The sequence below is a fragment of the Streptomyces tremellae genome (assembly GCF_039540215.1).
GTDB lineage: Bacteria > Actinomycetota > Actinomycetes > Streptomycetales > Streptomycetaceae > Streptomyces > Streptomyces tremellae.
In genome coordinates this window covers 1-21,512 of sequence record NZ_BAABEP010000030.1, presented here as the reverse complement: position 1 = coordinate 21,512, position 21,512 = coordinate 1, and the positions used below count along the sequence as shown (strand labels likewise).

Genomic DNA, 21,512 nt, shown 5'->3' with positions numbered 1-21,512 from the left:
GCGGCGGCCCCCGGCATGGAGGGGGCCCCGGTGCCGAGCGGCACCGGGGCCCTTCCCTCCCCTGCACCGACCCGGAGCCCCGAGCTCCCAGGGTCGGCCCTTCGGACCGTCATCCCCGAGCGGTCCGCCCTCCCGGTGGAAGATCTCCCCAGGGGCCGGGCGGCCAATCATGGAAGATGGTCACTCGAATGAGCGATGTTGGGCTTCGGTGGCCCGTGTTCGAATCGCAGTTCGATAAGATCTCGCCAGATGCAACACGGGTTCGACGGCATGGAGACCGGCGCGGGGGGCGCGGACGGTCCGGGACGGAATCCTCCGTCCGCCGCAACCGTTCGAACGGTTCACCAAGCAGCACCGCATCCGTTCACGAGCAGCACGGAATCTGACGCGACCACTCAGAACCGAAGGGGGGCCAGGACACATGCAGGAGCACTACGCGAAGCACGGTGTGCGACGCACCGATGTGATCGGCGCCGATGGGATACGCCTCGCGACCTGGGAGTACGGGCGCGGGGGCGGGCCCGAGGGCCTGGCGCCCCCGGCGGGCGCCGCCACCGAGCCCGGGGTGCTGCTGCTCCACGGGCTGATGGGCCGCGCGTCCCACTGGGCCGGGACGGCGCAGTGGCTGGCGGAGCGGCACCGGGTCGTCGCCTACGACCAGCGGGGGCACGGGGAGAGCGAGCGGCCCGCGGACGGCCTGCTGACCCGCGAGGCGTATGTCGCCGACGCGGAGGCGGTCATAGAGGCGCTGGGGCTCGCGCCGGTCACGCTGGTCGGCCACGCCATGGGCGCGCTCACCGCCTGGCAGCTGGCCGCGCGCAGGCCCGACCTGGTGCGGGCGCTGGTGATCTTCGACATGCGGGCGTCGGCGCTGGGCGGGGCGTCGCAGCTCGCGTGGGAGGAGTGGTTCCGCACCTGGCCGGTCCCGTTCCCCTCGCTCGCCGCGGCGCGCCGCTGGTTCGCCGAGGAGGACCCGTGGCTCGCGGGTGCCCGCAGACCCGCCCGCGGCGACTTCCACGCCGACATGATGACCCTGCGCGAGGACGGCTGGCGCCCGGTCTTCTCCCGCTCCCAGATGCTGCGGACCCGCGAGACCTGGGTCTACGACGCGCACTGGGACGAGCTTGCGCAGGTCGAGTGCCCGACGCTGGTGGTGCGCGGCGTCGACGGCGAGCTGGGCCGCGCCGAGGCCATGGAGATGGTCCGGGTGCTGCCGCGCGGGGAGTACGCCGAGATACCGGACGCGGGACACCTGGTCCACTACGCCGACCCGGCGGCCTGGCGCACCGCCACCGAACCGTTCCTGAACGGGGTGCTCGCGGCGGGGGCGTAGGGCGGCGGAGGCGCCGGGGCGCGCGAGAGGGGGGCACATGCCCGTGGGCGCTCGTACGCGCTCGTACCGCTCGTACGCGGTTGTTCACGGAGGGCGCCCCGTGCGCGGCGCCTGCGGGGTGGGTACCCGGCGGCGCACCCCTGCGCGGCCGGAGGCGCCGGGCTCGTGCGCGGGCGTGCCCGTGAACCCGGCGGCTCGCGTGACGGTGCGCGGGGACGTTTCGTAGGCGGCGCGACCGTGCGGGGCGGGCGCGGGCGCGCGCGGCCCCCGGCACGCGGGCCGGGGGCCGCGCGGGCTCAGCCCTTGCTGACCGCGGTGAGGATCTCCGGCAGGCGGTCAAGCAGCGGGCGGGACGCGGCGCGGACGCCGAGCCAGGCGACCACGGCGCCGTAGACCGCGCCCACCGGCAGGACCAGCCAGGTCGCGCCGGTGTGGCCGGCGACGTGCAGCCAGATCGTCAGGCCCAGGATCGGAGAGGCCAGCAGCGGCGACGCCACCAGACCGCCCAGGACCGACCACATCGCCAGGCTCGTCTGGCCCGGCGCGACGTTCTTCCTGGTCTCCTGCGGGATCGAGTACGGCAGCAGCGCAGACGCCGTCGCGCCCAGTGCCACCAGCGCGCCGAGCAGCGCCCAGGACAGGCCCACCACCTCGGGCAGCGCCCGCCAGTCGTGCGTGAGCGCGGCCATGAGGAAGCTGACGACCAGCGAGTACGGCAGCGTCACGAGCAGCAGCGCGAGCGCGCGCGCCCGCAGCTCCAGATACGCGTCACGCTTCGACGCGATCGTCATCGCGACCATCCAGAACGCCGACGTGTCCTGGCCGAACTGGTTGAACATCTGCGTGCCGAGCACACCCGCCGCGAAGCAGCCGAAGTAGACCGTGCTCGCGCCCTGCACCGCGTTGAACACGGGCACGATCAGGCCCACCACCAGAGCGGACACCCACGCCGTCTTGGTCTTGGGGTCCCGTACGGCATAGCGCAGCGTGCGCAGCATCACCGTGCCCGTACGGCCCTCGGGCAGCAGCGAGGTTCCGCCCCCGCGGCGGCCCCGGCGCTTCGGCGCCGCTGCGGCGATCGTCGAGCTGTCCGGAGACGTCATCAGCCGCACCATCGTGCGCTGCCACACCACGAGGACCGCGGCGAGCAGCGCGAGCGCCAGGGCGAGCTGCCCCGCCATCCGCCCGTACGCGCCCTCGCTCGCCGACGCCACCGCGCCCAGCGCGGAAGCGGGCGGGATCCACCGCACCACCGAGGCCGTCGGGTCCAGGGACGACAGGCCCGAGGACGACTGGCCGATGCGCTGCACCCAGAAGTTGACCAGCTGGATGCCGACCGCGATCAGCAGACCGCTCAGCACCGCGAGGTCGCGGCCCCTGCGGGAGGTCAGCAGGCGGGTGTTGGCCGCGGCCACGGCCCGCGCGAGGCCCACGCAGGTCAGCAGCGTCACCACCACCGCGAACACGGCGACGACCACGGCCACGGCGCCGTGCGCCGTCGCGATCGCCGCGCCCACCAGCAGGCACAGCGAGAACAGCGGGCCCAGGCCCACCAGCGACGCCACGAGCAGCGCGCCCGTCAGGGGACGCGGACGCAGCGGCAGCATCGCCAGGCGCGTCGTGTCGAGGGTCTCGTCGCCGCTCGGGAAGAACAGCGGCATCACCGTCCACCCCAGTGCCAGCAGCAGCACCACCAGCACCACGGGCGCCACCGCGTCGTCCACGGCGCGCAGCACCGCGAGGCCCAGCAGGACACCCGCCGACAGCAGCACCACGATCACCAGCGACGTCACCCAGACCGCCGTCCTGCTGGACGACTGGCGCAGGCCGTTTCGGAGCAGGGACAGCTTCAGCCGGATGACGACGGGCGTCAGCCCGCCCGCCGCCGCCGTCACTTCGCACCCCCGCCGAGCCAGTCGAGGGAGCCGCCGGCCGCGCGGGCCTGCGCGCCGACCAGTTCGAGGAACGCGCTCTGGAGGGACGCCGCGTCACCCCGTACCTCGGCGAGCGTGCCCTGCGCGCGGATGCGGCCGGCGGCCATCACCGCGACCCAGTCGCACAGCGACTCCACCAGCTCCATCACATGGCTGGAGAAGACCACGGTCGCGCCCGAGCCCGTGTAGCGGACCAGCACATCGCGGATGGTCTGCGCGGAGACCGGGTCGACGCCCTCGAACGGCTCGTCCAGGAACAGGACTTCGGGATTGTGCAGCAGCGCGGCGGCCAGGCCGATCTTCTTCCGCATGCCCGTCGAGTAGTCCACCACCAGCTTGTCCCGCGAGCCCGCCAGGTCCAGCACGTCGAGCAGCTGGTCCGCGCGCTTGTCGACCTCCGCGCCCGGCAGGCCGCGCAGCCTGCCCGTGTACGCGAGCAGCTCGCGCCCCGAGAGCCGCTCGAACAGCCGCAGGCCCTCGGGCAGCACCCCGATCCTGGCTTTGACCTCGGCCGGATCGCGCCACACGTCGCGCCCCGCGACGGTGACCCGCCCCTGGTCGGGCCTGAGCAGCCCCGTGATCATGGAGAGCGTCGTCGTCTTGCCCGCGCCGTTCGGCCCGACGAGCCCGATGAACTGCCCCGCGGGCAGCGCGAGATCGATCCCGGCGACCGCGACCTGCTCCCCGAACCGCTTCCACAACCCCCCGACCCGGACGGCCACCTCCCGCGTGCCCTCTCGCGCCCCTCGCGCCCCCGCGTCCGCCCGCGCCGCCGCGTCCGCACCCGGTGCGCCACCCGCACCGGCCCGCGCCCCCGCGTCCGCCTCCGCCCCCGTGCCGTCGTGCCCCTGCCATGCCTGGTCCGGCATCTGCTGCACCTGCTCCCCGTATCTCTGTCTCCCCCATGGACGGCCCAGCGTAGGGGCACCCCGGCGGGCGGTCATCAGCCCGGAATAGGAGGGCGGCCCCCGCCTGCCGGCTCCCCGGCCGGGGCGGCTTCGGACGGCGCGGTGGCGGTGAGGTCTGTCAGGAAGATGGGTATTCACTATGTATTTAGCTGAAATATCCATCAGAGTAGGGTCGTTACGCGGCAACGCCCTCATCGTTACGGATGCGTGAAGAGTGCATGGGCCTTGCTCCGGCCCCCCAGGTCATTGACCCTCTGCCGCGGGGAGCAGCCGTGCGGGTGAGCGGACTGCGTCACGCCTACGGACGGCGGGAAGTGCTCAGCGGCATCGATCTGGACCTCGGAAGGGGCGTGCTGGCCGGCGTCGTCGGTGAGAACGGAGCCGGCAAGAGCACTCTGCTGAAGATCCTCTCCGGTGAGGTGCGCCCCGACAGCGGTACGGTGCACCACCGCGGGGCGTTCGGCTACTGCCCGCAGGAGGTCGTGCTCAACGACGCGCTCACGGTCCGGCAGCATCTGGAGTTCTTCCAGGCCGCCTTCGGCCTGGCCGACCTGCACCATGCCGAGGAGATCATGGATGTCCTGCGGTTCTCGGAGTATCACGGCGCGCGGGCCGGGGTGCTCAGCGGCGGCACCCGGCAGAAGCTGAACCTGACCCTGGCGCTCATGCACGACCCGCAGGTGCTGCTGCTCGACGAGCCCTACCAGGGGTTCGACTGGGACACCTACCAGCGCTTCTGGGACCTGGCCGGCCGGCTGCGGGACACCGGGAGGTCCGTGCTGCTCGTCTCCCACCTGGCCTACGACGCCGAGCGGCTCGACCAGTTGTGGCGTCTGGAGCACGGTGTCCTGCGGGCCGAGCCTGCGGCGGCGGCATGAGACGCCACGCGGACCTGCTCCTCACGGCCGTCCGCTACGACCTGACCGAGCATGCCCGCAACCGGTTCGCCACGGTGCTGGTGCTCTTCTACGTCCCCACCTGGATCACCCTGGCCCATCTGGCCGTCCCCCGACGATCTGTTCCCTTCGAACTCAAGGCCACCGGCGAGTCGCTGAGCACGGCAGGCAACGAACTCACCGGGATCAGCGGGGCCATCAACGCCGTCACGCTGATCACCGGGTTCATGATGTTCGCCGCCACTTTCGCCGGGGGCAGCTTCGACCGGCGTCTGGTCCTGGCGGGCTACCCGCGCACCCACCTCGTACTGGCCAAGACCACCTCACTGGCCCTGGCCTCCGCGCTCGTCTCCGCCTACGCGACGGCCTTCATCTGTCTGTTCTCGTCCCCGCGACAGCCTCTCCTGCTCGCCGCGGCCCTGTGCTGCGCCGGTCTGACCTACGGGGCCCTGGGCGTCGTCTTCGGCTCCCTGCTGCGCCGCGAAGTAGAGGGCATGTTCGCCATCGTCATGACCAGCGTGGTGGACAACGCCCTGCAGAACCCCATTCTCAGCTCCGGTGCCGACAGCCCGGTCATGCGGTTCCTGCCGTCCTACGGCGCTCTCCAGGCAGGTGCCGCCGCCGGCTTCTCCACCACCTCGGTGCCCGACTGCCTGGGCATCGAACTGCTGTGGTTCACCGCCGCGGCCCTCCTCGCCCTCTTCGTCTTCCACCACCGCACGCGCAGCAGGCTCTCCCGCGCGGTCCGCCGGCCGTCAGGACGCGGTCGTGCACGAGGTGCCGTCCCGCAGCCGGGCGGCACTGCGCGGAAGGCGCGGCGGATCACGAGCCGGTTGCGGCATCCGGTGCGTTCCCGCGTCTACCGGAAGGCGGGCATCACCGATCCCGACATCGTGGCCGGATACGAGACGTGCCGTCGGCTGGTGCACGCGTCCGGAGGCTTGGAGGCCTCCTTCCCGCAGCTCCTCCCGGCGCGTCTGCGACCCATGCTGTGGGCGGTCCATGCATACGCCCGCACCGTCGACGACCTGTCCGACGCGAAGGGCGCGCACCGGGACGCGCGAGCCGCGCGCGTGCGGGCGTTCGGCGAAGCGCTGGAGGCCGAGCTGCGCAGCGGCCACAGCGACGACCCGCTGCGCGCTGCTGTCGTGCACGCGGTGTGGGCTTGGGATCTGCCGGCGGAGAAGGTGTCCGCGGCCAACGCCCTCCACCGCCTGGAGGCCCAGGAGCACCACCGTTTCGCAACGTGGGAGGACTGGCACACCTACGGGGACACTCCTGCCTTCGCCTTCGGCCTCAAGCGGCTGATCGCACTGCTCGCGGGTCCCGGCCTCGCGGTCACCCCGTCCGACGCCGAGGCGCTGCGCTCCTGGAACCGCGCCTTCAACCTGCTCGCCTGCCTTCGCGACCTGCGCGAGGACGCGGAGAACGGCCTGGTCAAGCTGCCCGAGACCGTCCTCGACCGGTACGGGGTGACGTGCGGAGACCTGCGAACGGGGCAGGCAGGCGACCATGTCACCGCGATGGTCCGTGAGCTGACAGAACAGGTACGGCGGTGGCTCGACCAGGCCGGGCGTGTGGGGGCTCAGCACCCCCCGCTGGCTGAGGCATTCCAGACCCTCATCGCTCTGCAGCGCCTGGAACTGCGGCGGATGGAGGCCGGCCCGCGAGCACTTCCGCGTCACCGCCACCCGGTCACCACCCTCCGGTTCCGCGGCAGGCTTCTGTACGGCCGGCTGCGCGTCGCCCGAGCCTGGCGGCGCTGCCTCTGCGCCGGCCCGGCCACGCCGCCCACCGCCCTGCCCGGCCAACGACCGGAGCCCGGGGCGGAGGCTCCCACCAGCGGCGGACGCCTGCTCCCGCCGGTGCCCCACCGCGGTGGCGCCCGCCCGCCCTCGCCGGCCGGCCACAGCATGCCCCGGCACGTCGCCGTCATCATGGACGGCAACGGCCGATGGGCGACCGCCCGCGATCAGTCTCGCGGCGACGGGCACCACGCCGGCCGGCAGGCGGTGCGCGACGCCGTCTACGGCGCCCTTGAGATCGGCCTCGCGAACCTGAGCCTGTACGCCCTGTCCACTGAGAACTGGGTGCGCCCGGCGTCCGAGATCGAGACGATTCTGCGCATCGTCCGCGACGCCACTGACCTGGACACCGAGGAGATCTGGCAGCGCGATGTCCGACTGCTCTGGTCGGGACGGCCCGACGGCTTGTCGGCGGACTTTTCGGACAGCATCCGGCGAACCGTCGAAGCCACCCGCGGCCGTACCGGACTGACGGTCAACCTCTGTTTCAACTACGGGGGGCGCAGCGAGATCACCCAGGCCGCGCAGGCCCTCGCGCGCCAGGCCGTCCGGGGCGACCTCCACCCCGACCAGATCACCCAGCGGCACGTCGCCCGGCATCTCCACCAGCCCGACCTGCCCGACGTGGACCTGCTCATCCGCACGGCCGGCGAACAGCGCATCTCCAACTTCCTGCCCTGGCAGTCCACCTACGCCGAACTGATCTTCCTTCCCACCCTCTGGCCCGACTTCGACCGCACCCATCTGTGGCAGGCCATCGAGACCTACACCCGCCGCGAGCGCCGTTTCGGGGCCACCGGCCCGCGGGGCGCTCAAGTGCCGGGAGCCGGACGAACGTCGGGAAGCGACAGACTCGGCGAACCAGCGGAGGGGTGAGACCCGGCCGCCGGCAGGCCGGCGTGTCGTGCACGGTACGAACAACGCGCCCGGGGCGCCCGGCCCCGGCGGCCGGGCGGGGAGACGTGGACGTGGCCTCAGCGCCGCGCGGGCTCCTGGCCGCAGGCGTAGGCGAGGGGGCTCGCGACCTCCTCCGCGTCGGGCAGCCAGCGGTTGGTCCTGGTGGGGCGGCGCACCCACTGGACGGCGCCCGCGCCGCCCACGCGGGTCGGCGGGGCGGGGACCCAGCCGTTCTCGCCGTGCGCGGCGAGGCCGAGCGTGGCGGGCGACCAGCCGAGGGCGCGCACCAGCCCCGGCGCCTTCGCCGCGCCGCCCGGCAGGACGAAGAAGAACACCCTGCGGCCGGGCGTGCACGCCACCGGCCCGAGCGGGACCCCCATCCGCTCCATGCGGGCCAGCGCGAGGAAGCCGGCCGACTCCGGTACGTCGAGCACGTCGAACGAGCGGCCCGTGGGCAGCAGGACCGACGCCTTCGGGCGGCGCGTCCACAGCCTGCGCGCCCCGCCGCCGCTGCTCGTCGCCTCCGCGGCCCAGTCCTCGCGCGCCGGATGTGCGCCCGGCGCGCGGCAGCCGGACGCGCCGCAGGAACACCACTCCGTGCCCACCCCGGGCTCCAGCCAGGTCCCGGGGAACACCTCCCAGTGTCGTTCCTCCGCATACATCACCGCGCATTCCAGGGGCAGTTGGGCGCGCTGTCGGGGGATCCTGGCGGCGTCTTCGACACCGATGCTCTCTTCCACGCACAGCACAACTCCCGGTGCCACCGCGGGTTACGGCGTGCGCCCCGGCTCGCGAAAAGGCGAAAACCGGCATGTGGGGCGCACCGGTGCACTTCCGGGGGCGCGCGCGGACCGGGGCCCCGGAAGCGGGTAGCCCTCTTCGGGGCCTCTCGCCCGGCCCCGCCCGGCCGGGGGCTTCCGGCCGGGCCCCGCGCAGGACGGCGGCACGGGACGCCGCACGGCGGACCGGTCGACGCAGCATGGCAGGCGCCACCCGCGACACACCCGGTGAACGGCACGAACGTCATCAATAACGCTGAACTTTCGCATTCGAGGCACATCAGCAGGGCAGTGTGACGGAAATGATCACTGCGACCACAGGGGGTTTCCATTGGCAGCCAGACCTCTCGTCGCCCGCCAGCCGAACGAACGGCTCCAGGCGCTCATCCAGGAGGCCGCGTGTTCCAACGCGGGCCTCGCCCGGCGGGTCAACATGGTCGGCCACGAGCGCGGTCTCGACCTGCGGTACGACAAGACCTCCGTGGCGCGCTGGCTGCGCGGCCAGCAGCCGCGCGGTCGGGCCCCCGGCATCATCGCCGAGGCGCTCGGCCGCAAGCTGGGCCGTACGGTCACGATCGACGAGATCGGCATGGCCAACGGCAAGCACCTCGCGTCCGGCGTGGGCCTCCAGTTCGCGCCGACCGTCGTCGGAGCGATCGAGCAGGTCTGCGAGCTGTGGCGCAGCGACGTCGGCCGCCGCGACTTCCTGACCGGCTCGTCCGTGGCGTCCTCCGCGCTCGTGGAGCCCAGCAGGGACTGGCTGATCACCGGCGCCGACACGGCGATCGAGCGGTCGGCGGGCGCCCGCGTCGGCGGCGGCGACGTGGACGCGGTCGAGGCCATGACCACCGCGCTCACCGGGCTCGACCACCGGTTCGGCAGCGGGCACGTGCGGCCTGTCGTCGTCCACTACCTCAACAGCGTCGTGTCCGGACTACTGGCCGGCTCGTACAAGGAGGCCATCGGGCGACGGCTGTTCGCGGCCGTCGCGCGGCTGACCGAACTCGCCGGGTACATGGCCGTGGACACCGGGCAGCCGGCTCTCGCGCAGCGCTACTACATCCAGGCGTTGCGGCTCGCGCAGGCGGCGGGGGACCGCGGCTACGGCGGCTATGTGCTCGCCGCCTCGATGAGCCACCTCGCCGCGCAGCTCGGAAACCCGCGTGAGATCGCCCAGTTGGCGCGGGCGGCGCAGGAGGGCACGCGGGGGCAGGTGCCGGAGCGCGCCCTCGCGATGTTCTACGCGGCGGAGGCGAGGGGCCACGCCCTCATGGGCGACTCGCACGCGTGCCAGGAGGTCGCGAACAAGGCGCAGACCGCCCTCGACCGGGCCGGGGGACCCGAGGACGACCCGGACTGGATCGCCCACTTCGACCAGGCGTACCTCGCCGACGAACTCGCCCACTGCTACCGGGACCTCGGCCGCCCGGAGGCCGCCGCGCAGCACGCGCGCGACGCGCTCGACGGGCACCCGGAGACCCGCGCGCGGCGCCGTGCCATCGGCCTCGCGGTGCTTGCCGCCGCCCAGGTGCAGCAGCGCGAGGTGGAGGAGGCGTGCCGCACCGGCTCCGAGGCGGCCGACCTGCTCGGCTCGCTGCGTTCGAGCCGCGGCAAGGAATACCTGGACGATCTGCGGGTGCGGCTCGAACCGTACGGGAAGGAGGCGGCGGTACGGGAGTTCGGTGAGCGCCTGGACGGGCGGGTGATGTGGGAAGTGGCGTGACGGCAGCGGCGTGGGGCGCGGTCGCGGACCAGGGGCACGGCCACCCCGCGGGCGTCGCGGGACCCGCGTGACGGGGCGTTCGTCACGTACGGCGGCATGCGTGGCAGAGCGCTGGATTCACCCGGTAGCGTGAGCCGACGATGGCGAAGGTCCACACGTTCCACATGTAGGAGCACCTGGTGACGCAGCGCGGGCAAGGGAATGAGCGGGTCACGCCTGCCGACGGGCAGCCATGGGAGCAGCAGCCCTGGCGCCCGGCGGGCGACGGCCCGAACGACCCCGGGGGCCTGCCGCTGCCCGAGTACTCCCCTTACTCCGAGTACGGAGAGTACGGCGAGTACGGGGAGCGCGACGACCGGGGCCACGGACCGCGCCACGGGCGCCAGGACGGGTCAGGCTACGGGCCGGGCGCCGGACAGCCCGGCTACGGCGGGGAGTACGGCGGCTACGGCGGCGGCTCCCCGGACGGCGGGTCCTACGGCGGCGCCCACCGCGCCTCCTACGGCGCCCCCGGGGAGGGGGCGCACGCCGACGGGCAGCCGTACGCGCCCGAGCCGTACGGCGGCGGGCACGGCTACGGCTACCCCCGCGGCGGCGCGCAGCCGCTGCCCGCGGAGTCGCCCGCGCCCGGCGCGGCGGACGCGACGCAGTACCTGCCGCCGGTGGCAGGCGGGGGCCAGGGCCAGGACCCCGACGCACAGGCCACCCAGTACATACCGCCCTTCCCGCAGCAGAACGGACACGTCGGGGAGCGAGGCCAGAACCCGGACGCGCAGGCCACACAGTTCCTCTCGCCCGTGCCGCCGCCGCAGCCGGACGGCCCGCACACCCCGCCGTACACCCCGCCCCGGAGCGCGGACGGCGAGGACGCGCCCCGGCAGCCGCCCGCGGAGTTCGACAACCTCTTCCGCAGTGACGACGGCACGCCCGCGCGCGGCGGCCGGATGAACCAGACGCGAGGCGTCAGCCTCAACCCGCCGCTGAGTCAGGGCCAGTTCGCCGACCCCACCCAGCAACTGCCCCTGCGCGCACCCGGGTACGGCTACCCGCCGCCCGCAGGACCCGGTCCTGCCCAGCCAGGCGGCTACGGCTATCCGCCGCCCGCCCAGCCGAGCGGCGGATACGGGACGCCGCCGCCCGCCCGCCCCGACGACTACCGGGCGGACGGCTCAAGACCCGGCAGGAAGAAGTCCCCGGCGATCCTCATCGCGGCGGTCGCGGGCGTCGCGGCGGTCGGCCTCGGCGTCGGCGCGCTGCTCAGCACCGGCGGCGGGGGCGGCGACGGGGACAAGGACCAGAGCACGGTCGCCGCGCAGTCGCCCGCGGCCTCGGCGAGCGGCGGCGCGACCGCGGGCTCCGACGCCGCGGCGGGCCAGGCCAAGGCCCTCGACGCGCTCCTCGCCGACAGCAACAGCAGCCGCGAGGCCGTGATCGGCGCGGTCGGCTCCATCAAGTCCTGCAAGAACCTCGACGGCGCGGCCGACGACCTGCACGGCGCGGCCTCCCAGCGGCAGGGCCTCGTCGACCGGCTCGGCAAGATCACCATCGACAAGCTCCCCGACCACGCGGCGCTCGCCGCCGCCCTCACCGAGGGCTGGAAGGCGTCCGCCTCCGCCGACAACCACTACGCCCAGTGGGCAACCCAGGCCAAGAGCCGCAAGGTCTGCAAGCACGGCAGCGCCCGCCGCACCAGCGCCACGGGCCAGGGCGACCGGGCGAGCGGCGAGGCCACCACCGCCAAGACCCGCGCGGCGAAGCTCTGGAACTCCATCGCAGGCCAGTACGGCCTCCAGCAGCGCACGGCCTCGGACCTGTAGCGGGCCCGTCCACGGCCGGGTCGGCCGCGTGCCGGCGCGCGGCGGGCTACTCCGCCGGTGCCTGGGTGCCCGAGGCGAGGAGGGTGGATGCCAGGTCGACGAAGCCCTTCCTCTGGGCCACCAGACGGCCGCCGCTGACCATGAGGTACGTCACGTCGGGGTCGACGATGCGGGGGAAGCCCGGCGCGCCCAGCATGTCCTGGTAGCGCCAGCGCAGGGGCGGGGTCAGGCCGCCCGTGCGGACCGTGGTGCCGCTGTCGAGCGCGTCGACGATCCGGCCCGCGTCGACCTCGTCGCCCTTGACGGCCGCGACGACCTGCGCGAGCGCGGTGTAGGCGATCCAGGTGGTCTGCACGCCCGCGTCGTCGGCATCGACCGTGGTGTCCTCGAACGCCTCCGTGGAGATGACCTTCTTCATCGCGTCCCACGCCGGGTCGGACGAGGCTGGGTACCAGCCGGTCACGAGGGCCTTCTCGAAAAGCCCCTCCGCGCCGCCCGACGCGTCGATCAGCGGCTGGCCCACGCTGCCCACGACCGAGGAGACCCGCACGTCGAGCCCGTCGTCCGACAGGCGCCTGAACGAGTCGAAGAACGTCGACGTGTGGTCGCCGAGCTGGGCGGTCACGCAGCCGCCCGCGCCCGCCGCGTCCCGCGCGCGCTCCGCCTGCTGCTGGTAGCCCGTGGCGTCCTCGGGTGCCCGCACGTCCGTGGCCCGGCCGCCGCGGTGGGTGGCGAGGCCCGCGTCGAGCAGCCGCGCCAGGGTGTCGCCCGCGCTGGTGTCGGGCCGTACGAGCGCGGTGTCCGCGCAGTCGGAGTCCGCGAGCTGCCGGCCGTTGCCCGCGAGGAGCGTCGCCTGGCCGCCGTTGACCGGGTAGGAGAGGTAGCTCGTGAACTCCTGGCTGCTCAGACCGAACCCGCCGATGTAGGGGATCGACGCGGCCTCCAGGGGCGCCATGAACTGCTGCCCCCACTGGCTGTACGAGCCGACGACCGCGTCGACCTTCCTCGCCACCGCCTCCCGCGCGCAGGCCGCCGCACCGGCGGGGGTGTTGCGCTCGTTGCAGGTCAGGACGGTCAGCTTGTGCCCGGACAGCCCGCCGTGCGCGTCGGCCCAGCGGGCGTACGCCTTCGCCATGCCGGGCATCCCCGGCATGTTCGTGGCGTTCGTGCCGACGGGCGCCCAGGTCATGACCGTGATGTCGTCCTTGCCGCCGCTGCCGCCCGGCAGCGCCCCGCATCCGGCGAGCAGGCAGGCGCCGACCACGGTGGCGCACAGCGCCCGCAGCCGCGCGGCGCGGGGCGGGCGGAGACGGGCGGGGAGGGCAGGACGCGACCGGGCGCTCATTCCCCGCAGGCTTCCGGCCAGCGGGGAACGCGCCCCCAGCCGCGGTTGCACCCCGGGTGTCCGCGAGGTGAACAGCGGGCGGGGACGTGCGGAGGAGTCGTGTCCGCGCCTGCGCGCCCCGGGCGCGGGCGGGGACGTGCGCCGCAGGCCGGGCGGGTTCCGCGGGCCCGCGGCCGTCCCCGTACGATCGATCACCGTGCAGCAAGGTGCAGAGAACTCTTCCCGTCGGGCCCGTCGCTCCTCCACCATGGGCGGCATGCCCTTGAACGACATGCCGTGGTGGCGCTGGCGCAGCAACGTGCGCTCCGCGCTGCACATGCTTTCGGACCCGGTCTTCCACCAGGAGTGCTGGCTCGCGGGCCGCGAGGGGTACGGCGACGTCACCGACGCCGTGTACCGCCTGGTCGAGGACACCTGGCTGGACAGCTGGTCGGCGGAGAAGTACGTCGGCACGATCTTCCGCGACTCCGCCGAGGCCGCCCTCGTCGACGTCGCCGTGCTGCGCGTCCTGCGGATCATGCACCAGGTGGGCCCCGACGCCCTGGTCTCCGCCTACCTGGAGCACCACGGCTGGCCGGAGGCCGTACGCGCAGCCCGCGAGGCGCACGTACTCCTCGCGACGAACGACGGCGACGACCCGGACGCCTCGCCGCAGTCCCTGGACGTGCTGCGGATCATGAACCGGGCGGTATGAGCGGCCCGCGGGCCGCTACCGGGGGCCCGCGGGCCGGTGGCCCGCAGGGCCCCGCCGCCCGGCCTGTGGACGGTGCGGGCCGCGGCGGGCCGCCGTATGGAATCCTCCGGGGTATGACCGAGCCGACCGCAGCCGCGGGGACCGCGAGCGCCCCGCGCGAGCAGTACGTCCTGACGCTGGCCTGCCCCGACAAGCAGGGCATCGTGCACGCCGTGTCCAGCTACCTCTTCATGACCGGCTGCAACATCGAGGACAGCCGCCAGTTCGGCGACCGCGACACCGGCCTGTTCTTCATGCGCGTGCACTTCTCCGCCGAGGCCGCGCCCGCGAAGGACGCGGGGGCCGGGGGCGAGGCCGTGTCCGTCGAGAAGCTGCGGGCCAGCTTCGCGGCGATCGGCGACGCCTTCCGGATGGACTGGCAGATCCACCGCGCCGACGCGCGCATGCGGATCGTGCTCATGGTCAGCAAGTTCGGCCACTGCCTCAACGACCTGCTGTTCCGGGCGAGCATCGGCGCCCTGCCGGTCGACATCGCCGCCGTCGTCTCCAACCACCGCGACTTCGAGCAGCTCGCCGGCTCGTACGGCATCCCCTTCCACCACATCCCCGTCACCCGGGACACCAAGGCGGAGGCCGAACAGCGGCTGCTCGCCCTCGTCCGCGAGGAAAACGTCGAACTCGTCGTGCTCGCGCGGTACATGCAGGTCATCTCCGACGACCTGTGCAAGCAGCTCAACGGGCGGATCATCAACATCCACCACTCGTTCCTGCCGAGCTTCAAGGGCGCGCGCCCCTACCACCAGGCGCACGCGCGCGGCGTGAAACTGATCGGCGCGACCGCCCACTACGTCACCGCCGAACTCGACGAGGGCCCCATCATCGAGCAGGAGGTGGAGCGCGTCGGCCACGAGGTCACCCCCGGGCAACTGGTGGCGACCGGCCGGGACGTGGAGTGCCGGGCGCTGGCCCGCGCGGTCCTGTGGCACGCGGAGCACCGGATCCTGCTGAACGGCGCGCGCACGGTCGTCTTCGCCTGAGGCCAGTCCGCGCCCGACGTCGTCTTCGTCCGTCGACCGTCCTCGCCCGACGGCCGCTCCGGGCGGGCGCGCCGGCTACATCCGGCTGAGGCCCGCCGCCGCGTACAGCACGTCCCGCGCCGCCGCACGGTCGCCGCGGCGGCCGGCGGCTGCCTCGTCAGGCTCCACGCGGCCCGCCACCAGCTGGCAGAACTCGACGTCCTCCAGCGCCAGTTGCGCCACCACCCGGTCCGCGGAGCCGACCGCTGCCGGGGAGTCGAGCGGGATGAACCAGTCGCCGCCGCCCGCGCCCTCCACCTCCAGGTGCAGCGACCTGCCGGGCGCGCCGGCGGCCACCAGCTCGTCCGGCGGGCCCGCGAGCCCGTGCCGCCTGCGCAGCGCCAGGGCGCCCGGCAGCCGCCGCGCGGTGAGGTCGATCATCTCCCGCCGGTACGTGCCGCCCGGCGCCGCGTACGGATAGGCGACCGCCTCCGCGATGTCCGTCCCGTGTATCCAGCACTCGAAGGCCCGGTCCACCATCGCGTCGCGCAGCGGCAGTTCGAAGTCCCCGTACGACACGGGCACGCCGTCCACGCCGTCCGACGCGAACGACACCCGCCGTATCAGCGAGTGGTGCTGCTCCCGCCACGGCGCGTGCACGCCCCGCGTGGGCGGCGCGGACGCCGCGCCCCAGAACCGCTCGGTGCGCTGCTCTGGCCGGAGCGGCGCGGCGGGGGAGAGCGGGTCGTCGAGGCCGAGCGCCACCCCGACCAGGCCGTCCACCACCATCAGGTGGCCGATCACACCCGCGACCGTGGTGCGGCGCGCCACCGGCCGCTCCTCCTCGAACCAGCGCAGCCGCACCGGCGCGTGCCACTCGCCGTCCCCGATGTCGCGCACCAGGGCGTCGAGCCGGGCCGCCTCCGCGTCGTACGCGCGCGCCCAGTCGGGCACCGGCGTTCGGGCCGGCCTGCGGGCCAGGCAGTCCGCGAGCACCCGGGAGCGCAGCTGCGGATCGAGGTCGAGCGAGTGCTCCGTGTGCAGCAGCCCCACCGCGTCGCGCAGCCGCAGCGCCTCCTCGGCGCAGGCGTCGCACTCGGTCAGGTGCGCCTCCACATAGGTGGTCTCCTCGGGCGAGCACGCCGAGAGCGCCCAGGCGCCGAGCAGCGACCTGAGCACGCTGTGCGAGGGACCCGCGGGCACGGTCCGGTACGAGCTGGTCACGGGGCGGTCCCCGGGCCGCCGCCCGCGGACGACAGCAACTGGAGGCCGAGGCGCAGCCGCCTGCGCGCCTCGTCCTCGGTGACGTTGAGGTCGCGCGCGGTCTGCCGGTAGGTGCGCCGCTGGTGGTACGCGCTGTCCAGCGCGGCCCGCAGCGGCACCGGCATCGACGTCACGATGAAGTCGGCGCGCGCCGCGGTGGCCGCCCTGCGGACGCGTCCCTCGGAGGCGGCGCCGCCCTCCCGCAGCCGCCGCACGGCGCAGTCGCTCGCGAGCGCCGCGAGCAGGCTGCGCAGCGTGCCCCGTCCCGGGCCGAACTCCTCGGGGTGCTGCCAGACATGGGCGAAGACCTCGCGGGTGACCTCGTCGGCTGCGCCCTCGTCCTCAAGGACCCGGTGCGCGAGGCTGTGCACCGTCGACGCCAGCCGGTCGTACAGCTCGCCGAGCGCGGCCTCCTCGCCGTGCGCGAGCCGCTGCCGCATCCTCCGGTCCCACCGGGGCGATGTCTCCGCCGCCATGTGCTCCCCCAGACTTCCTCCGGCCTTCCGGGCCGCCCCCGTCCCGTCCCGCCTCGTCAGAATGTAGTCGTCGGCGCCCACGGCGCACGCCCCTTTATCGCAAGTGCGCCCCTGCGCCGGTCGTGCCGCGGAAACGATGTTTCGAGCGGGGACAACGGGGCAGACCCCGGGGACACGGGGGCCCGGCGTACGGGTCCGGCACGGAGTGGGGGACGAGGAGGTTCTGGGCGCGTGACACTCGACGTGGCAGAGGCGGCACAGGGCCGGTGGACCGTGCTCCACATCACAGGTGAGCTGGATCTCATGACCTCGCCCGAAGTCCGCCGCCGGGTGCACGACGCCGTCGCCGAGGGCCACAGAGCGCTCGTGGTCGACCTCTCCGACGTGTACTTCTGCGATTCGAGCGGGGTCGGTGTGCTGGTCGCCACCCGCCGCCTCCTCCGCTCCTGCCAGGGGTCGCTGCGGGTCGTGCTGCCCGCCGGGGGTATGACGGACGGCTCGCACGTCAACCGCGTCCTGACCGCGCTCGGCGTGCGGCGCCTCTTCGAGATATACCCGGACTCCGACGCCGCCGTCGACGACGAGGCGGAGCCGCTCTCTGCCTGAGCGGCCCCGGCTTCGCGGCACCCGCTCACGGGCACGCCGCGCGCCGGCGAGATGACCGCGCTCGGCGCGCGGCTCGACCGGCTCGCCCTGCCCCAAGGTGATCCTCCTCGGGCACTCGCACGGCGGCTTCGTCGCCCAGTACGTCGCGCTGCGCCACCCGGAGCGGCTGCCCGGCCTCGTGCTGTACGAGAGCGCCCCGGTGACCGGCCCCGAGCACATGGCCGAGGCGGCTGCCGGGGTCGGCGACTTCGTCCGCCGCAACGAGGGCAACCCCGAGCTTCCCGCCGTGCTCGCCGGGCTCCAGGCCGCGGGCGCCGCCAGGGACGACGAGGGGATCACCGCGGCGCTGCGCGACCTGCTGCCCGCCTACGTCGCCCACTACTGGGAGCGCGAGGACGAGTTCAAGGAGCTGCGCACGACCCTGACCTGCACGTACATCTCGTCCGCCGACGCCGACGGCACCCCCGACACCATCGACGACCGGGCGGCGCTCCCCGCGCTCACCGTGCCCGCCCTGGTCCTGGTCGGCCACTACGACATCCCCTGCGGCCCCCGCTGGGCCGGCGAACTGCACGCGCTGATCCCCGGCTCGCGCCTGGTCGAACTGGCCGACAGCGGCCACCTCGGCCACATCGAGGAACCCGCCGCCTTCGCCGCCGCAGTACGGGACTTCACCACGTCCCTGCCGGCGTAGGTCGTGTCTGCCACCTACCGCCTGGCTGACGGTGCCTGGCGCACTCTCGCCGCGTTGTCGGGGTCGGCCTGGTACGTCCGGCACACGGCCGGTCCTCCGCCGTGCGGCAGCACGCGCCGGACGCCGTCAGTCCCGCCCTTCGGGCGGCCGACGGCATGTGTCGGACGCTCCCTGGCGCACACACGCCTCCGCCCCCTGTCCGGTACGGGCAGGGGGCGGAGGCGCGGCGGCGGTCCCGGTCAGAAGCCGGGAAAGAGGGCGGCCGGGTCCGCCCGGCCGCCCGCCCCGGTGACCTCAAGGGCGTCGGCGGGGCGGGACCGCCCGTAGACCAGGCGCAGCAGGGCGTCCGTGGTGCCCGTGACGGTGGTCGCGGGGTCGGCGGCGGGCCCCGCGACGAGGTGGAGCCCGGCGCCGACGTCGAGGTGGTCCGCCCTGCCCCCCGTGGCGCAGGGCGATCCGCCGCGGCGCGCGCCTCGGCCGCGTGGAAGCGGGACGCGACGGGGTCGAGCCGCTCCCACACCGGGTCGGCGTGTGCGACCACCGCTGCCGGGTCGAAGGCGGCCTCGACGTCCCAGCCGTGCAGGGCCTGCTCGGAGAGCCGGTGGCCGAGGTACGTCGCCAGGTCCGTCGGGCCCGCGAAGTAGGGGATGCCCAGGTCCGCCTCCCGGGCCGCAGTGACGGAGTCCAGCAGCCCGAGGTGGGCGGCGTCCGCGTCCAGCCAGCTCCGGCGCTGCCCGGCCGGGTCCAGCGCGTTCCGCCTGTCCCAGACGGGAGTCGACTCCTCGCGCCGCGGGCCGCGTTCGTCGCCCGCGAGGCCGCGCCGCACGAGGCCCGCGCAGATCTCGGCGGCGCTGCCGAGGTGGGAGAGGACCTGGGCGACCGTCCAGCCGGACGCGAAGGAGGGGCGGGTCAGGTCGTCGGCGGAGAGGGGGGTGGCCAGGGCGCGCAGGCGCGCCGAGGTGTCGTGGAGCGCGTCGAGCCACCGGGCCGAGGGGCGGGCCGCGTCCTGTCCGGGCGGAGTGCCGGCGGGGGCGGTGCCGTGGTCCTGGGCCCGGGGGTGCCGGGTGCGGGGAGGTGCATGGTCGTTCCTGGTCCTGGGGTGGGTCGGGGAGCCGGGCGAGGTGCCGCGCCCGGCCCGGGGGCGGGGGCGGCACCGGGTGCGGTGCCCTGGGTCAGGCCTGGGGCTGGTAGGCGAGGTCGGCGGCGGTCAGGCCCTCCAGGGCCATGCCGAACGGGACGTCCTGGACGATGCGCTTGCGGAGGTTCCTGTTGAGGGTCTGCTTCTGCAGGCTGCGGTAGAGCGCCGGCTTGGCCGCGAGGCCCCTGGCGATCTCCAGGCCGCGTTCGACGGCGCGCTCGTGGGCGACGACCTCGCTGACGACGCCCCAGTCGAGGGCGGTCCGCGCGTCGATCGGCTCGCCCGTCCACAGCAGCCACTTGGCGCGTGCGGTGCCCGCGGCCTCCTCCCAGACGACCTGTACGCCGTCGCCGCCCGTGATCCCGAACGAGGGGTGCGGGACGTCGGCGTAGGTCGCGCGCTCGGAGGCGATGTGGATGTCGGAGAGCAGGAGGTACTCGGAGTGGATGACGGCCGGGCCGTTCGCCACGCCGACCACCGGCAGCGGCAGCTCGACCAGGCGCTGGAGCACCTTGGCGCCCTCGACGCGGGTCTTCTCCCAGGCCGCGGGCTTGAAGATCTCACCCAGGCTCGGGCCGTCGATCTGGTCCATGAAGGAGTCGCCCGTACCCGTCAGCACCATCGCCCTGTTGTCGCGGTCCAGGGCGATCCGCTCCAGGGCCTCGGGGAAGTCCTCGTGCGTCTGCCCGGTGAAGGTGACCGGTCCGCCCTTGGTGTGGAAGCGGACGAGCAGCACGCCGTCCTCGTCGCGGGACATGGCGAGGTTCTCGTACTGGGTGAAGTAGTCCGGCGTGGTCATGGTCGTCCCTCTCGCTGGAATGCGTCTCAAAACTGAACAGGTCTGTTCAGCGAGTTCGAGTGAACAGGGCTGTTCAGTTTTTGTCAAGCGTTAACCGAACAGGTCTGTTCGACCCCCTGGTAGCCTGGTGGTGTGACCACGCCGAAGCCCCGCCGCCGCCCCGGTCTCGAACGCGTCCTCGCCACCGCGGACCGGCTGTTCTACGAGAAGGGCCTGCACGCCACGGGTGTCGACCTCATCGCGGCCGAGGCCGGCGTCTCGAAGGCCACGATGTACACGTACTTCCGCACCAAGGACGACCTGGTCGCCCAGTACCTGCGCGGGCGCAGCGAGGCATGGCAGGCGCACGTCACCGAGCAGCTGCGCGCCCGGGGCGGCTCCCCGGAGGAGCGCATCCTGCGCGTCTTCGACCTGCTCGGGGAGTGGTTCGAGACCGACGACTTCCGTGGCTGCCCGTTCATCAACGCCGAGGCCGAGTCGGACCGGGGGGCGCCGGGCCACCAGGTGAACCTCGGCCACCGCGCCTGGGTCAGGACGCTCTTTGCCGGGCTGCTGCGCGAGGCGGGCGCCCCGGGGCCGGCGGACGGCGCCGATCCGTTGGCGCGGCAGCTCGCCATGCTCTACGACGGCGCCATGACCAGCGCCTATGCCGAGCCGGGCGGCGGCTGGGCCGAGGCGGCGCGGGAGGCGGCGCGGGTACTGGTCGGGCGGGCGCTCCAGGGGTGAGGCGCGGCCCACCCCCGATGTCTTTGTGATCGTACGATAGGGAAAGTCGGTCCAGCAGCGTCGCCCGGACCGGAGCGCCACGCGCGCACCCGAGGGCGGCGGCCGCCGCTTCGGCACCATGCGACACCCACGGAGAAGCCCGTCATGAGCACGGCCACCGACAGCGCACAGCAGGCAGCGGACCCGGCTTTCGGGGCCCTGGTCCCCGTCGAGGTCCACTTCGACGACCTGGACTCGTTCGGCATGCTGCACAACGCCCGCTACGGGGTGCTCACGGAGCGCGCGTGGATCTCCTACTGGCAGGGGCACGGGATCGCCTTTGACGCCGACTGGGGCCAGATGGAGGACGGCTTCAACGTCGTCAAGGAGGTCAGGATCACCTTCGACCGGCCCATCACGCGGCCCGGCCGCTACGCGGTGCGCCTGAGGGTCGAGCACCTCGGCACCACCAGCCTCACGTACGGGTTCGACGTGTGCGACCCGCAGGCCGGTGTGTCGTACGCGCGGGGCAGCAGGACCGTCGTGCGGCTCGACCCGGGGACCCGGCGGCCCGCGCCCTGGAGCGACCGGGCCCGCGCCCTCGCCGAGCGGCTGCGCGAACTGGCCGCGTAGCGCCCGCGGGCCGGGCTCCGGCGCCCGCGGGCGGGGCGCGCCCCCAAGTCG

The 21,512-nt window shown here is 74.0% G+C and carries 19 protein-coding genes and 1 pseudogene; 11 read left to right on the top strand and 9 right to left on the bottom strand.

What is annotated here, in order from left to right:
• The first annotated feature begins 421 nt into the window (after positions 1-421).
• A complete protein-coding gene (locus ABEA77_RS20275) occupies positions 422-1,333 on the top strand; it encodes an alpha/beta fold hydrolase (RefSeq protein WP_345649398.1) in 912 nt (303 codons plus the stop codon).
• Positions 1,334-1,629: 296 nt separating this feature from the next.
• On the opposite strand, the gene ABEA77_RS20270 is transcribed toward ABEA77_RS20275, so the two are convergent.
• Both ABEA77_RS20270 and ABEA77_RS20265 read right to left on the bottom strand, forming a co-directional pair.
• A complete protein-coding gene (locus tag ABEA77_RS20270) occupies positions 1,630-3,228 on the bottom strand; it encodes a transporter (protein WP_345649396.1) in 1,599 nt (532 codons plus the stop codon).
• Entirely contained in the window at positions 3,225-4,136 is a 912-nt protein-coding gene (locus tag ABEA77_RS20265) for an ABC transporter ATP-binding protein (protein WP_345649394.1), read from the bottom strand. The genes ABEA77_RS20270 and ABEA77_RS20265 overlap by 4 nt, the downstream gene beginning before the upstream one ends.
• Positions 4,137-4,462: 326 nt before the next feature.
• On the opposite strand from ABEA77_RS20265, the gene ABEA77_RS20260 reads away from it, so the two are divergent.
• Both ABEA77_RS20260 and uppS read left to right on the top strand, forming a co-directional pair.
• Positions 4,463-5,053, top strand: coding sequence for an ATP-binding cassette domain-containing protein (locus ABEA77_RS20260; protein WP_425588337.1), 591 nt, complete (start codon positions 4,463-4,465; stop codon positions 5,051-5,053).
• Positions 5,050-7,752 (top strand): polyprenyl diphosphate synthase, encoded by a 2,703-nt coding sequence (uppS, locus tag ABEA77_RS20255; RefSeq protein ID WP_345649390.1) that lies wholly within the window; start codon positions 5,050-5,052, stop codon positions 7,750-7,752. The genes ABEA77_RS20260 and uppS overlap by 4 nt, the downstream gene beginning before the upstream one ends.
• A gap of 98 nt (positions 7,753-7,850) precedes the next feature.
• Here the strand turns inward: uppS and ABEA77_RS20250 are convergent, their stop codons facing one another.
• Entirely contained in the window at positions 7,851-8,522 is a 672-nt protein-coding gene (locus ABEA77_RS20250) for a bifunctional DNA primase/polymerase (protein ID WP_345649528.1), read from the bottom strand.
• Between the two features lie 361 nt (positions 8,523-8,883).
• Here ABEA77_RS20250 and ABEA77_RS20245 point away from each other — a divergent pair, with 361 nt between their 5' ends.
• Both ABEA77_RS20245 and ABEA77_RS20240 read left to right on the top strand, forming a co-directional pair.
• Positions 8,884-10,275, top strand: a complete 1,392-nt coding sequence (locus tag ABEA77_RS20245) for an NsdA family TPR-like regulatory protein (RefSeq protein ID WP_345649388.1) — start codon at positions 8,884-8,886, stop codon at positions 10,273-10,275.
• A 179-nt stretch (positions 10,276-10,454) separates the two neighbouring features.
• Positions 10,455-12,092 carry a hypothetical protein gene (locus ABEA77_RS20240; protein WP_345649386.1) on the top strand — a complete coding sequence of 546 codons (1,638 nt, stop codon included), beginning with the start codon at positions 10,455-10,457 and terminating at the stop codon, positions 12,090-12,092.
• Between the two features lie 46 nt (positions 12,093-12,138).
• Here ABEA77_RS20240 and ABEA77_RS20235 read toward each other — a convergent pair whose 3' ends face one another.
• A complete protein-coding gene (locus ABEA77_RS20235; protein WP_345649384.1) occupies positions 12,139-13,437 on the bottom strand; it encodes an ABC transporter substrate-binding protein in 1,299 nt (432 codons plus the stop codon).
• A 247-nt stretch (positions 13,438-13,684) separates the two neighbouring features.
• Here ABEA77_RS20235 and ABEA77_RS20230 point away from each other — a divergent pair, with 247 nt between their 5' ends.
• Both ABEA77_RS20230 and purU read left to right on the top strand, forming a co-directional pair.
• Positions 13,685-14,131, top strand: a complete 447-nt coding sequence (locus ABEA77_RS20230; RefSeq protein ID WP_345649525.1) for an SCO4402 family protein — start codon at positions 13,685-13,687, stop codon at positions 14,129-14,131.
• Between the two features lie 113 nt (positions 14,132-14,244).
• Positions 14,245-15,168, top strand: a complete 924-nt coding sequence (purU, locus tag ABEA77_RS20225; RefSeq protein ID WP_345649382.1) for a formyltetrahydrofolate deformylase — start codon at positions 14,245-14,247, stop codon at positions 15,166-15,168.
• A gap of 75 nt (positions 15,169-15,243) precedes the next feature.
• Here purU and ABEA77_RS20220 read toward each other — a convergent pair whose 3' ends face one another.
• Together ABEA77_RS20220 and ABEA77_RS20215 are read right to left on the bottom strand one after the other, a co-directional pair.
• Positions 15,244-16,371: a maleylpyruvate isomerase N-terminal domain-containing protein gene (locus tag ABEA77_RS20220; RefSeq protein WP_345649380.1), complete on the bottom strand. Its 1,128-nt coding sequence runs from the start codon at positions 16,369-16,371 to the stop codon at positions 15,244-15,246.
• Positions 16,368-16,886 carry a sigma factor gene (locus ABEA77_RS20215; protein ID WP_345649378.1) on the bottom strand — a complete coding sequence of 173 codons (519 nt, stop codon included), beginning with the start codon at positions 16,884-16,886 and terminating at the stop codon, positions 16,368-16,370. Before ABEA77_RS20215 ends, ABEA77_RS20220 begins: the two co-directional genes overlap by 4 nt.
• A gap of 231 nt (positions 16,887-17,117) precedes the next feature.
• Between ABEA77_RS20215 and ABEA77_RS20210 the strand changes: the two genes are divergently transcribed.
• Both ABEA77_RS20210 and ABEA77_RS20205 read left to right on the top strand, forming a co-directional pair.
• Positions 17,118-17,492 (top strand): STAS domain-containing protein, encoded by a 375-nt coding sequence (locus ABEA77_RS20210; protein ID WP_345649376.1) that lies wholly within the window; start codon positions 17,118-17,120, stop codon positions 17,490-17,492.
• A gap of 97 nt (positions 17,493-17,589) precedes the next feature.
• Complete coding sequence (locus ABEA77_RS20205) at positions 17,590-18,186, top strand: alpha/beta fold hydrolase (RefSeq protein WP_345649374.1); 597 nt, start codon at positions 17,590-17,592, stop codon at positions 18,184-18,186.
• A gap of 239 nt (positions 18,187-18,425) precedes the next feature.
• Here the strand turns inward: ABEA77_RS20205 and ABEA77_RS20200 are convergent, their stop codons facing one another.
• The 3 genes and pseudogenes from ABEA77_RS20200 to ABEA77_RS20195 all read right to left on the bottom strand — a co-directional run bounded on the left by ABEA77_RS20200 (position 18,426) and on the right by ABEA77_RS20195 (position 20,123).
• Positions 18,426-18,704 (bottom strand): hypothetical protein, encoded by a 279-nt coding sequence (locus ABEA77_RS20200; protein WP_345649372.1) that lies wholly within the window; start codon positions 18,702-18,704, stop codon positions 18,426-18,428.
• Positions 18,705-18,760: 56 nt separating this feature from the next.
• Positions 18,761-19,144 (bottom strand): annotated as a pseudogene (locus ABEA77_RS34015) (maleylpyruvate isomerase N-terminal domain-containing protein); the annotation flags it as partial.
• A 214-nt stretch (positions 19,145-19,358) separates the two neighbouring features.
• Positions 19,359-20,123 (bottom strand): enoyl-CoA hydratase/isomerase family protein, encoded by a 765-nt coding sequence (locus ABEA77_RS20195; protein WP_345649370.1) that lies wholly within the window; start codon positions 20,121-20,123, stop codon positions 19,359-19,361.
• A 132-nt stretch (positions 20,124-20,255) separates the two neighbouring features.
• On the opposite strand from ABEA77_RS20195, the gene ABEA77_RS20190 reads away from it, so the two are divergent.
• Both ABEA77_RS20190 and ABEA77_RS20185 read left to right on the top strand, forming a co-directional pair.
• On the top strand, positions 20,256-20,849 hold the full coding sequence (locus ABEA77_RS20190; RefSeq protein ID WP_345649367.1) for a TetR/AcrR family transcriptional regulator: 594 nt from the start codon (positions 20,256-20,258) through the stop codon (positions 20,847-20,849).
• Positions 20,850-20,993: 144 nt separating this feature from the next.
• A complete protein-coding gene (locus ABEA77_RS20185) occupies positions 20,994-21,461 on the top strand; it encodes an acyl-CoA thioesterase (protein WP_345649364.1) in 468 nt (155 codons plus the stop codon).
• Positions 21,462-21,512 lie beyond the last annotated feature (51 nt).

Bases quoted from the DNA above. Each gene is read 5' to 3' on its own strand.
- ABEA77_RS20195 (WP_345649370.1), bottom strand. From the start codon at position 20,123: ATGACCACGCCGGACTACTTCACCCAGTACGAGAACCTCGCCATGTCC.
- uppS (WP_345649390.1), top strand. From the start codon at position 5,050: ATGAGACGCCACGCGGACCTGCTCCTCACGGCCGTCCGCTACGACCTG.
- ABEA77_RS20215 (WP_345649378.1), bottom strand. From the start codon at position 16,886: ATGGCGGCGGAGACATCGCCCCGGTGGGACCGGAGGATGCGGCAGCGG.
- ABEA77_RS20275 (WP_345649398.1), top strand. From the start codon at position 422: ATGCAGGAGCACTACGCGAAGCACGGTGTGCGACGCACCGATGTGATC.
- ABEA77_RS20230 (WP_345649525.1), top strand. From the start codon at position 13,685: ATGGGCGGCATGCCCTTGAACGACATGCCGTGGTGGCGCTGGCGCAGC.
- purU (WP_345649382.1), top strand. From the start codon at position 14,245: ATGACCGAGCCGACCGCAGCCGCGGGGACCGCGAGCGCCCCGCGCGAG.
- ABEA77_RS20185 (WP_345649364.1), top strand. From the start codon at position 20,994: ATGAGCACGGCCACCGACAGCGCACAGCAGGCAGCGGACCCGGCTTTC.
- ABEA77_RS20265 (WP_345649394.1), bottom strand. From the start codon at position 4,136: ATGCCGGACCAGGCATGGCAGGGGCACGACGGCACGGGGGCGGAGGCG.
- ABEA77_RS20235 (WP_345649384.1), bottom strand. From the start codon at position 13,437: ATGAGCGCCCGGTCGCGTCCTGCCCTCCCCGCCCGTCTCCGCCCGCCC.